This window comes from Verrucomicrobiia bacterium (assembly GCA_035629175.1).
GTDB lineage: Bacteria > Verrucomicrobiota > Verrucomicrobiia > Limisphaerales > DASXHY01 > DASXHY01.
This window is the reverse complement of the sequence record DASPIL010000066.1, coordinates 77234-89392: the sequence shown is the minus strand read 5'-3', so window position 1 is coordinate 89392 and position 12159 is coordinate 77234. Positions and strand designations below refer to the sequence as shown.

Annotated in this window: 10 protein-coding genes; 6 read left to right on the top strand and 4 right to left on the bottom strand. The window is 58.3% G+C overall.

Annotated elements, in window-relative coordinates; translation table 11 throughout:
* Positions 1-74 precede the first annotated feature (74 nt).
* Together VEH04_10970 and VEH04_10965 are read left to right on the top strand one after the other, a co-directional pair.
* The gene (locus VEH04_10970; GenBank protein HYG23294.1) at positions 75-302 is read left to right on the top strand and encodes a hypothetical protein; all 228 of its coding nucleotides are present in this window, start codon (positions 75-77) and stop codon (positions 300-302) included.
* A 138-nt stretch (positions 303-440) separates the two neighbouring features.
* Positions 441-908, top strand: coding sequence for a response regulator (locus VEH04_10965; protein HYG23293.1), 468 nt, complete (start codon positions 441-443; stop codon positions 906-908).
* 16 nt (positions 909-924) lie between these two features.
* Here the strand turns inward: VEH04_10965 and hisH are convergent, their stop codons facing one another.
* Positions 925-1548 carry an imidazole glycerol phosphate synthase subunit HisH gene (hisH, locus tag VEH04_10960; protein ID HYG23292.1) on the bottom strand — a complete coding sequence of 208 codons (624 nt, stop codon included), beginning with the start codon at positions 1546-1548 and terminating at the stop codon, positions 925-927.
* Between the two features lie 266 nt (positions 1549-1814).
* Between hisH and VEH04_10955 the strand changes: the two genes are divergently transcribed.
* Complete coding sequence (locus VEH04_10955) at positions 1815-2102, top strand: HU family DNA-binding protein (protein ID HYG23291.1); 288 nt, start codon at positions 1815-1817, stop codon at positions 2100-2102.
* Between the two features lie 57 nt (positions 2103-2159).
* Here the strand turns inward: VEH04_10955 and VEH04_10950 are convergent, their stop codons facing one another.
* Positions 2160-2579: a secondary thiamine-phosphate synthase enzyme YjbQ gene (locus VEH04_10950; protein ID HYG23290.1), complete on the bottom strand. Its 420-nt coding sequence runs from the start codon at positions 2577-2579 to the stop codon at positions 2160-2162.
* 195 nt (positions 2580-2774) lie between these two features.
* On the opposite strand from VEH04_10950, the gene VEH04_10945 reads away from it, so the two are divergent.
* From VEH04_10945 to VEH04_10935, 3 genes are all read left to right on the top strand, one after another.
* Positions 2775-3242, top strand: a complete 468-nt coding sequence (locus tag VEH04_10945; GenBank protein HYG23289.1) for a response regulator — start codon at positions 2775-2777, stop codon at positions 3240-3242.
* Positions 3243-3250: 8 nt separating this feature from the next.
* Positions 3251-5188, top strand: coding sequence for a PAS domain S-box protein (locus VEH04_10940; protein ID HYG23288.1), 1938 nt, complete (start codon positions 3251-3253; stop codon positions 5186-5188).
* 71 nt (positions 5189-5259) lie between these two features.
* Positions 5260-5739, top strand: a complete 480-nt coding sequence (locus VEH04_10935) for a response regulator (protein ID HYG23287.1) — start codon at positions 5260-5262, stop codon at positions 5737-5739.
* Between the two features lie 222 nt (positions 5740-5961).
* Here the strand turns inward: VEH04_10935 and VEH04_10930 are convergent, their stop codons facing one another.
* Entirely contained in the window at positions 5962-8256 is a 2295-nt protein-coding gene (locus tag VEH04_10930; GenBank protein ID HYG23286.1) for a hypothetical protein, read from the bottom strand.
* Positions 8257-8528: 272 nt separating this feature from the next.
* On the bottom strand, positions 8529-12152 hold the full coding sequence (locus VEH04_10925) for a hypothetical protein (protein HYG23285.1): 3624 nt from the start codon (positions 12150-12152) through the stop codon (positions 8529-8531).
* Positions 12153-12159 lie beyond the last annotated feature (7 nt).

Here is a 12159-nt window from a genome sequence, read left to right as displayed (position 1 = left end):
TATGTACATTGGTTGTTCTTGCGCAACGGGAATCTCGACATCCGGCTTGGATCGGCCTGAAAAGCCGCAGGCTGATGTACAGCAGCGATGACGACGTGAATTCCTGTGATGGGCGGAAAGACGCACCCATCCGCGGAAAGGTTGCGCGGTTCGATGGAATTATGTCTGGCGTGGATCTGGCAGTCGCAGCGAGCGTGGGGAATGAATATCGAAAGCCTGATGACATCAAAATTCACGACATCTCGCGTTGGGCAAGGAATCCGCATGTGATCCACGACGCCGAGGCGTTCGAAATCCGTTAGAATCGATGGTGCAGCGAGCAACGGCAGGGTCTATGCGAATCGCAATGAACACTTCGTGCGTTTCAATTGTCGGAGCATTGGATTGACAGAGACTGTTGGAACCACGAAGCTGGGCGCCACAAGGTTTCTCCGGGAAATATGAATGGGCACGAAGATTTGACGCGATCGACAAGGAAGTTACAGCTCCTGGTGGTTGACGACGAGCCGAACGTTTGCGAATGCCTGAAATTAATTCTGGCACTCGACGGTCATGACGTGGCGACCGCAAACAGCGGCCGCGACGGCATCGAACTTTTTCGATCCCGCCGCTTCGACGTGGTGTGCACCGATTATTCCATGCCCGGCATGCGCGGCGATGAATTTGCGGCGGGGATCAAGGCACTGCGCCCGGATCAGCCTATCGTGATGATCAGCGGCCTCGCCGGAACACTCGAAAAGCCTGCTGGTGTCGATTACATCCTGAGCAAGCCGTTCTTTCCAAACGATCTGCGCCTGGCACTCCGCGCAGTGATGCAATCGACAGGAAGAACCGAGCGCCACGCGTTTGATTCCGTCTGTGCGGCGGATCAGCCCGAATCCGGCGAAGAATTCGGCATGAGCGTTTAGCCGTGAGACCCGGGGGTCACGCTGTCTCCGCGTGATCCTTGAAGTTCTTGAGGAGCTGCAGGCCCACCTTCTGGCTTTTCTCCGGATGAAACTGCGTGGCAAAGACGTTGTCGCGCCACACCGATGACGCAAACGTTTCGCCGTAGGTAGTCTTCGTTGCCACAATTCCCGGATCTTCAGGCCGCGGAAAAAAGCTGTGGACGAAATAGACGTAGCTGCCTTCGTTGATGTCGCGAAACAGAGGGCAGCCGGGCGCGATGGATTCCAGCTGGTTCCATCCGATCTGCGGAACCTTGAGACCTTCGCCAGCGCTGAACTTCACCACGTTGCCCTTGAAAATGCCCAATCCGGCCGCGCAGCTGTTAAATTCGTCACTGCGGTCAAACAGCGCCTGGTAACCCACACAGATTCCTAGAAATGGCCGGCCGCTGTCGATGAACGTGCGTGTCGCTGCCAGCAACTCCTGCTTCTCGAGCGCGTGAATGCAATCGTCAAAGGCGCCCACCCCTGGCAGCACGGCTGCGTCTGCACCATGCAATTCGGCGGCGTCGCGAACGACGCGAACGTCGGCCCCGACTTTGAGCAACGCATTATGCACGCTGCGCAAATTTCCCGAACCATAATCGAGCAAGGCAATCACGCCTCAACGGTAGAGCGCGTTGCATGGCAATGCAATCGGAAGCAGTCTCATCATCGCGTGGCGCGGCGTTCACGCGGTTGGGACCGAAAGCAGGAAGACGCGGGGGCCAGTTGCGCAGCGCCCGCGCGCTTCTCGCTGACACAAGCTGAGCGCGTGCTCCAATGCAACATTCAAAAAATTCGGGCAATGAAAATCGGGAAAAGATTTCAAGATTTTCCTCGTGGTTTCACTTGAAACCCCCAGCAAATGCCGATATTCCTCTGCGCATGGCAAAAGCTCTAACTAAATCACAAATCGCCGCCTCCGTGGCGGAAACAGTCGGTCTCACCAAAAAGCAGGCGAACGAAACCATCGAAGCGTTGGTTGCGCTGGCCTACAAGAATGCAAAGAACACCTTCACGATTCCCGGTCTCGGCAAGCTCGTGCTGGTCAACCGCAAGGCACGCATGGGCCGCAATCCTGCGACCGGCGAAACCATCAAGATCGCAGCGAAGCGCGTTGTAAAATTCCGCATCGCCAAAGCCGCAAAAGACGCGATCCTCGGCGCAAAGTAATCCGGCTTCTTGAATTTCCCGGCGGAGGATTTTCCTCCGCCGCTTTTTTTTTGCACATCATTCTCCGATGATTTTCACGAGCACCCGCTTCCTGCGGTTGCCGTCGAACTCACCGTAGAAAATTTGCTCCCACGGCCCGCAGTCGAGCCGGCCCTTCGTGATCGCCACCACGACTTCGCGTCCCATGATCTGACGCTTCAGATGAGCGTCGGCATTGTCCTCCCCCGTTTCGTTGTGCCGGTATTGCGACGTGGGCGCATGCGGCGCAAGCTTCTCCAGCCACGCGTCGTAATCATGATGCAAGCCGGACTCGTTATCGTTGATGAAGACCGATGCCGTAATATGCATCGCATTGACGAGACAGAGTCCCTCCATCACGCCGCTCTCCCGAACGAGATTTTCCACCGTGTCCGTGATATTCACGAACCCGCGGCGTCCCTTCACTTCAAACCAAAGATGTTCCGTCAGGGATTTCATAGGGTTGCTTCAAGCGCTGGTTACCGTTTCACGATCAGATTGCGTGCGCGGGTAGGCGTACACCCCACCGCACTGCGGTTGCCGCGCGACCCTCTTTCGATTAAATGGTGTGAGGTTTGCTCAAGTTGAAAATGCATCTGACGGTGCCGCATCCGCGAAATTCTTCAGACGACTCAGCGAACGGTTGGATCCCTTATGAGTGAAGTTGTACCGACGGTCCTGGTGGTCGAAGATAGCCGCAACGATGCTTTTCTCCTGCAGCGCGCGCTGAAAGTGGCAGGAGCCGCGTGCGCCGTGCAGGTTGTACGCACAGGTCGCGAAGCCCTTGATTACCTGAGCGGCCGCGGAGCCTTTGCTGATCGCACCCAGTATCCAATGCCACGGCTTCTGTTTTTGGATCTCACACTTCCCCTCATCACCGGGTTTGAAGTTCTGACCTGGCTCAACGATCATCCGAGCGCCCGCATCCCCGTCGTTGTCATGACAGCCTCTTCGGACGAACGCGACAAGCGCCATGCGCTCCAGATGGGCGTCAAAGCATATCTTCCGAAGCCTCCCAACGGCGAGGTGATCCGCGGCATCCTGCAACGGGTCGGCCTGGTCGAGCCCAACGCAGCGCCGGGCGGACCCTATGGGATGACTCCTCTGCCCTCGTCCCAATAAAAGGTACCGTGCCCGAACCCGCCAGCCATAGTCCGCCAGCAGAGCTGCACCTCGCCGCGATCCTGCAGTCTTCTGATCACGCGATCGTCAGCAAGACGATTGATGGCATCATTACGAGCTGGAATCCGGCAGCGGAGAAGATGTTCGGCTACAGCGCGGCGGAGGCTGTTGGCAGCCCGATCTCCATCATTGTTCCTCCACAGCGTTGTGACGATGAGCTCGAGTTGCTGGCACGCCTGCGTCGCGGCGAAAGTTCGCATCAGGTTGAAACCACCCGCGTTGCTCGAGATGGCCACGAGTTGGTGGTTTCGCTGACAGCCGCGCCAATCCGTGATGCATCGGGAAGCGTCATTGGCGCCACGGCCATCATGCGCGACATCACCTCGCAACGGATGAGCCTGAACGACCTCCGGATGGAGCGTGACAGATTGCGCATCACACTGGCGAGCATTGGCGATGCGGTCATTGTCACGGACGCGCGCGGGTTCATTGACTTCGTCAATCCCGTAGCAGCGCGCCTTACCGGGTGGAGCACGGAGGAGGCAAAAGGCAAGCCGCTTGAATCGGTGTTTTGCATCATCAATGAGACAACGAGGCAACGCGTGGAAAGTCCCGCCGCGCGGGCCATGAGCGAAGGCGTCATTGTCGGCCTCGCCAATCACACGCTGCTCGTTTCACGCGACGGCGCTGAAGTGGCCATCGACGACAGCGCCGCGCCGATCCGGGATGACTCCGGCAAAGTGCTGGGTGTCGTCCTGGTTTTCCGCGATGTCACGGCCATGCGTGCCATTGATTCATTTCGAGAACGCCTTTCTGCGATCATTGAAAGTTCGGATGACGCGATCATCGGAAAAGACCTTACGGGCCGCATCACCAGCTGGAACCGGGGCGCGGAACGCATTTTTGGTTATTCGCAACAGGAGGCGCTGGGCAGGCCCATCACGATGCTGATTCCTCCGGAGCGGCTTGGAGAGGAAACTGAAATTCTCCGTCGAATTCGCGCGGGTGAACGGGTGGACCACTTTGAGACCGTCCGCATTGGGAAAGATCGCCGAAAGGTTGACGTATCACTGACGATTTCGCCGATCCGTGATTCGGAAGGAAGCGTTGTCGGTGCTTCGAAGATTGCGCGGGACATCACCGGAAAAAAGGAATCGGAACGCGAGCTGGCCAGAACTCATCAACAGTTGAAGGAGCATGTGCTGCATCTCGACCAGCTGGTAGCGGCCCGGACGACAGACTTGACCGAAAGCGTGCTCGATCTGGAAACATTTGCCTCGAGCCTCTCGCATGACCTGCGCGCGCCGTTGCGCACGGTTTACGGTCTGGCCGCGAGCCTGAAGGAGGACCACGGGACGCAACTCAACGCGGAAGCCAATGACCTGCTCGGGCGGATCCTGGAATCTTGCGAAGGCTTGAGCCAGTTGGTGGACACCGTGCTTTCCTACATGCGCATTCGCAACGAGCATGTCCGGCTTGAAAGCATCTCGCTGGATGCGATCCTGCACGACATTGTCACACAATACCCTCATCTGCAGGAAGCCAGACCCGAGCTGCAGATCGAGCGTCCGCTGTTGAACGTGATGGGCAGCCGCGGTTTGATCACGCAAATGGTGGTCAACCTCATCAGCAATGCGGTCAAGTTCGTGTCACCGGGAACCCGGCCCAAAGTGCGCCTATGGACTGAACGGCGGAATGGCAAAGTGCGCCTTTGGATTGAAGACAACGGCATCGGCGTCAGTGCGGAGGATCAGCGAAAAATCTTCCAGCTCTTCTCCCGCGCGGATGCAGCGGAGGCGTACGAAGGCTCGGGAGTGGGGCTCGCCCTGGTGCAGCGCGCGGCGCGGCGGCTTGGCGGCGGGCTCGGCATTGATCCGGCTGCGGGCGGCGGAAGCCGTTTCTGGATTGAATTCACCCCCGCCGATCCGGAACCAAGTCAACTTTGAGGGCAATTGCCCATGCGAAATGCGCATGATGTGCGCGATACTAGGTGCACGCGAATAGAACGCAGAGTGGAATGAACGCACAACCCACGATCCTTTTTGCAGAAGATTCCGAGAGCGACATGATGCTCATCCAGCTGGGTTTTGAAAAAGCACATTTCCCTTTCTTCCTCCAGTTCGTTTCCGATGGCGCCCTCGCAATAGAATACCTGACAGGCAAAGGGCGCTACGCCGATAGAATGAAATTTCCTGTACCGTCCGTTCTTCTCACCGACCTGCAGATGCCACGCGTCGGAGGACTGGAACTCCTTGCATGGGTTCGTTCTCAGCCCGCGTGGCAGCGCCTTCCGGTCATTGTCGTCACGGGCTCCAACCAGCCGGAAGACCGCATGCGAGCTCTCGAACTCGGCGCAGATTTCTATGTCCTTAAAGACCTGCTGATCCGGCCACCTCCGGGCCTTTTCGAAGCCATCATTCGCTGCGCTGGACGCCAGCAGGGATTGGCGCTGCACAAGGACCGCGACGAGTTGATCCGCCCAGTTTCCCGCCGATGAAGCAACGCGACTCGACTCGCCTGGACGTTCAACGGGAGCAACCAGAGAAAGGGCCGAGGACGCTGCGTCCGAATCCGTGTCCAACCGTGGTTGGATTTCATTTCCGCTGCTCTCTTTTCGTGTGATTCGCGGTTAAAGTTCCTCTCTTCCCGTTTTGGTTGCGGCTCTCCAGGGCTGTGTAGACGCGTTTGCCCTTTCGCATTCCGTATCCATCAACGTACATCAGGGCGCGAAAGGACCTTTTCCAGCTCCAGCGCCAGCGGTCACTGCCGCGGGAATTCCATCCGCCCCATCCAGGGCGTAGGCATACGGCGCTGGATTGAGCCCATTGGGTTCGGCGGACAGGATGTCGGTGCCCGGAATCTGGACCGAACTTGAATCATCACCCGCCGCCCAGGAGGTGTTCACCTGGACATTTCCCGAAGCGAAGACCTTACCGTCAGTGCCGGAAGTGCGGTACAGTTCCCAGACATTCTTCACGCCGCTGAAATAGTTATTCTCGACCAGAATCTCCGAACCAATGGCAGCGCGGATGCAGTTGTTGTTGCCGGGGCTGTTGTAATAATTGTTGAACACGTGAACGCGGCCAAAGCGAACGCGGGGCATGCGCTCATGTACCAACTGTCCCCACCAATTGTGATGAAACGTCACGTGCAGCTTGCCGGCATCCTCCCCCGCGTTGTTGTCGCTGTGTCCGACAAGGTTTGAAAAGCGATGATCCGCGGAAGGATTCGTGTAATAGAAATGGCACCAAGACACCGTGATCCAGTCGGCACCATGGCTGATATCCAGGCTTCCATCATCACAATCCACGAACGTGCAGTGATCCACCCAGACGTTGCGGCAATCCTGGAGGGTCAATCCATCGCTGTCCCCTGCCCCGCTTGGGTTGGTGAAGGTAATGTTTCGAATGATGACGTTATTGTTGCCGTCCACCTTCAGATCACCGACCAGCTTCGCGTCTGTGCCTAGTCCGATAATCGTCTTGTTGTCCCGCACCCGCACGTTTGAGCCGCCGAGATTGATGGTGCCCTGGACGAGCACAGTATACGGACCGGTGTTGTTGTTCACGTAGGACTGAAACTCTTCGAAGGTGCTGACCGTCACCGTGGGTCCTCCCGCGCCGCCTGTTGTTCCTGTTCCTAGCGTGGCATAACCATCGGGAACTCCCGTTTCAGGAACCGACACGACGTTCAGGTTTGCAACGATGCTGGTGACGGATCCAACAAAGTTGGTGATCACAACATGGTAACCGCCGATGTCATCGACCTGCGCATCGACGATCGAGTGAGACGCGCTGGTAGCGCCTGAAATCAGTTCGTTTTTGAAGTACCATTGATAAGCCAGCGGGGCGGAACCCGATGCCTTGACGTCAAATGCAGCAGTCTGGCCGGCCAGCACGGTTCGATCGAAAGGCTCCTCGCTGATCGAGGGTGCCACGGGGAATTCTCCCCCTGCCAAAATGCGAAAGAAATGGGGCCCGCCATTCGCTGGCGCCGGGTTGGTGCTCGCGAAATTGCCGCTCGCGTCAAATACGTTCGTTGCCATGCTTGCCCAAAGGGTCGAAGACGCCACCAAATCGCTTGAGCGCAAAACCTGATACACTCCCAGCGGCGTGCCGTTTGTGCCGCGCAGCAAAAGACCTTCAGGAACAACCAAAGCCTCCGTGATAAACGGCTGCTTCTGGGGAACGGCCGCGCCGGTGGGCGTCACGTCTGCCCATGTCTGGCCGATTCGCAACTCGTCGATGCTGAGATTGGGACCGCGATTGATGTACAAGCGGCCTGCATTTCCGCCGCCATCGCCGCCGAGGCTGGCTGAGATGCGGTTCGCTGGTTCCTCCTCGCCGCCGAGCGTTGTCGGATTGACCCAAACCGTGACGGTGTCGTTCGCGGCACCGTCAATCCATTCATACTTTGCAACAACCAGGTAAGTGGTGGATCCGTCGGCCGATAAATTGGATCCGGGGCCGGATGAAAAAAATGCTGACGCAACCGAAGTGCTGCTGGATGGATACTTGAGAACGCCGATCTTCACGCCCGAACTATTCAAGAGGTTCAGCGAGATCAACTGCTGGGACGCGGAACTCGCGTGGCTGATGTTCAGGATCGGAGTTCCATTACCGCTTGTTGCGAGGCCGGTCGCTGTGTTCAACCTCAGCAGGAAGGAAAAGTAAACGGCTCCGCTTGTTTGGTTGCTCCATGAACCACTGGCGGTTCGCGCACCGTCAAGGTTGGAACTCCCGCCATTCACGCTGACGCAGTTTCCCGTGGCGGCTTGTAATCCACTGAAACTCAGACTTCCCTCGGCGATCGTGATGTTGGACTTGGGGTTGGCCCATTTTCCGGTGGATGATCCTTCGCCCAGGTCCTCGCCAACCACGTAATCGAAGCTGTCGTGGAAAAGCAGTGCCGCCCGAACATTTTGCAGCAACAGCATATTGACGAGAATGGCGAGCAGGAACGGGAGGCAACGAATCGAGGCGACTCGGCGGACTTTCTTGGCAATGTCTTTCATGGGTTCAACTTCGTGGGATACGTGCTGGGGAAATGAAACGCGTCCGTCTCGGGCATAGTTGGCATCGTGATTATTCAAGCATGCAGCTGAACGTGTCGAGCTCCTTGTGCGAAAACCGACTGCCGATCTGATCAATTGACTCCAGGGCGTGCAGCTTTTCAACCCGCACAGTCGCGTCCCGCGCCGTGCCGGCTTGGAAGCCGGCGATACAGCAGGTTGGGACACCTGCGCTACGTAGCGCTGACTTCCAAGTCTGACCGGCTTTGTCCGGGTTATTGCGGAACCAGGCGGAAGAATACCGATCCGCCTGCAGCATCGATTCCAATGTCGATTGGGCTGTTTGCACCGTCGAGAACGTCGAACCAGTTCGTGCCGAGTCCGGCTCCAACAGCATTGGTTTGAGACTGCAGTTTAAAACCGGATTCCAACCACGAGAACGTGAGGATCCCATTGGCCTGCGACACATGCAGTGTGGGTTGTTCTACGGAAGGTCCCGCGACCGAAAGCGTTCCAGTGGCAGGATTGAACTGCCAGGTCATGCCGGGTCCGGGCTCCGGTGTGATGCTTGCGAAGTTTCCGGTTTTGGCACCGGTCACGTTGAAAATCACGAACGCGTCGCCAACGCTCAATCCGCCCCCAATATCCGTGACTGTCAGCGTGCCACCGTAATTCGCGGCATTTGCAATGACGCGGTCGTGCATGGCGCTTCCCTTGTCCAGTTCGATCACGGTGTTCCCCGTGAGGGTCACTGTGTTGTTGATGGTCATGTCACCAATCGCAGTTCCTGGCGACAACGCGCCTTCCGCCTCCACCGTCACCAACCCCGCGATGGTTCCATCGCCGCCGAGCGTGCCGCCATGGACAACAACCGCGCCCGCGCCCGTGCCGCTGCCCGCCGCGTTATTCACAAGCACCGTTCCGTTCGAAACGACCAGGCCGCCGCTGAATGTCTGGGCGGCGGCGATGCTCAAGGTGCCGGAGCCTGCTTTACCCAGGCCGAGATTGCCGCTCGCGCCATCGAGCAGAGCGACGGTTCCATCAAGGCTGACGTCGGAGTTGCCAGCGCCGACAACGAGCAGGCCGTTGCCACCGCCCTGATTGCGTACCGTTCCACTGCCGGCGAGGAGATCTGTCGCGAGCGTGTTTCCATTCAAATTGACAATCCCGTCTGCCGTCACCGTGCGGCCGGGAGCTGTCGCGGGGAGGCTGTCATTCAGGTTCAGTGTGGTGCCGCTGGTGACCGTCCAATTCAACTTCACTGCAAGATTGTCGCCTTCGCAGGTGTAGTTCTGCACCGTCCCACTGTCGAGCAACAGGGTGTATGAACCGCCTGCCGATCCTGAGACGTCCATGGCTGTGGATTCCTTGATCACGAGATCGCCGCGCAGCGTCCACACGTACGGTCCGCCGCCGCTTGCCCAATTGAAACGGCCGGCGTTTACAATGATATCGCCGCCGTAAAATCCGTTGGCATTGCCCGAACTGTTGTTCAACTTGAACTCCAGCAAACTGCCAGGAGAGCCCGCATCGACGGTGAGGTTTCCGGCGATATTGGTCAGTACGTTGGCGAGATCATTCCCGCTGTTCTGGTTGATGTTATTCCAGTGGAAATGATGAAACGGCTGGCCATGGCTGTTGCCGTTCGGCCGGGACGTGCTCGCCGTGCTGTAGTTCACTTCGCAGGTCGAACCGCTGTTCCACGCCGCCGTTGGAATCGTGCCTCCCGCGCGTTGGAGGATGAACTTGCCGCCGCTTTCAACAGTCAGAATGCCACCGCCGTTGTTCACGCAACTGCTGCTCGAACCGGCATGCACAAACACGCCGCCGGAACGGACATTGAATTCAGTATCAACCTGCAGGGTTATCGCCGAAGACCCTGCCGTGGCAATGACCGTGCCTGAAACGTCGAGATCAACGCCTGCCGCGTTGGCGATTGTCAGATTTGCGCCCGCAGTCAACGTGGCACCCGCCTCGACGACCAATTCATCCACTGTGCGATTCGCGGTGAGGGTCACTGTTGTGCCATCCTTGATCAGGATGTTGGTGGAGTTCGCGGCTGTCGGCGCGGCAAACGCCGGGTTCCAGGTTGTTCCTCCATCCGTCGAAAGCTCCCACGTTGAAACATCTTCCCAGTTACCAGAAACAACGCTCCTGAACGATGCGGACGCCGGATCCGCAATCGTCACCTGCGCGGACGATGAAGAGATCACGGAGAAGTCGCACGCCACGCTCACAGTGGCGCGATACTGGTAACCGTTCTCTGAAACCGAGATCGGCGCGGTCGTGTAGGTGGATGCGTTTGCGCCACTGCCCGTCGTAACTGGATTCCAGGTCTGACCGGCATCGGTGCTGACCTCCCATTGGTAGGTTGGGCTGCTGCCGCTCGCGCTCACTGAAAAAGCCGCTGCGTTGCCGGCAAACACCGAGGTGTTCGCTGGATGCTGAAGGATTCCGACCGTGCTGCAACTGACGGTCAGGGTCGCCACTGCAGAAGTGACGGACGAGGAGTCGCACGCGACGTTCACGATGGCGCGATACTGATAACCGTTTTCAGCCGTCGTGGTGCTCGCGGTCGTGTAACTGGTGCTGTTCCCGCCTGTCCCGGAAGAAACCGGGTTCCAATTCGCGCCGCCATCGGTGCTGACCTCCCATTGGTACACCGCGCCGCTCCCCGCCGCCGATATCGAAAAGTTTGCAGTCTGCCCTGCCTCAACGTCCTGCTGAAGCGGTCCGGAGCTGATGTTTGCGGAATCGCAACTAACCGTGAGCGTTGCCACAGCGGACGTGATGGACGATGAATCGCAGGCAACGTTCACTATGGCGCGGTATTGATGGCCGTTCTCCGCCGTTGTGACAACGTCAGTGGAGTAATTGGCCGAATCGGCACCTGTGCCCGAGGAAACGGGCGCCCACGTTCCGCCACCATCCGTGCTGACCTCCCACTGGAATGTTGGACTTGTCCCCGTTGCGATGATGGTGAAATTCGTCGCCGTGCCAGATTCCACGGCTGCGCTCACCGGCTCGCTCGTAATTCCCGCCGTCACGCATGTGCCTGAGCTGGGGGTGACATCCGTCCAGCTCGTGCCCAGCCGCAATTCATCCGCATAGACCGCCGCCGTGAAACTTGTATCCTGCTTGAAAAAGAAGCCGTCCAGATTGCTTCGATCACTGCCGCCAGTCGTGATTGTCAAATCCGGCGTCGTTTCAGAAGGTTCGCCGAGCGCCGGATTGATCCACAGCGCGAGTTCATCATTGCCACCGCCCGCGACGGATTTGTAGCGAAATACAAGGAGATAGGTTGTGTTGAGTCCAAGGGCGGTTGTCGTCGTTCCACCCGGCGACGTTATGGCCGCGTTTCGATGGAGCGTTAAACGGCCGTCCGAGAGCAACCCGACGCCTTGCATCGAACCAGACGGACTCGCGTTGTCATCGAAGTAGACAAGCCCACTGCTTTCAACCGGGTACGCAACGATGTTAATCAGCAATGAGGCATACACAGTTTCGCCGGCTCCTGTCATCGCGAATGTCTCCGTGTCAACGCCGCGCTCCTTCGAGCTGGATTCAGGAGAATCAAGGAGAACACCGAGGCCGGTTCCAGACGGCAGGCCGGGATAATCCAGCGCAGCGGGTGCAGTCACAAAGGGCGAAGTGATCCCTGGGCTGTTGCCCCGATCCCACACAGCCTCGCTGCCGCTCCCTGACGCGCCAAGCGTGGTTGACTCGGCATAATCAAAGCCGTCATAGAAGGGCAGCGAAACCGCGGATTGAGCGTGGGGAATGAGCAGAAAGAACGCGGCGAGCAGCCACGAACCAGCGAGCCAGCGAAGACGCAATGCGGGATGCGGGTGCGCGGGCGGCGGATTTGGGGACCGGCTGGGATGGGATGGGACACGCATAGGAGGG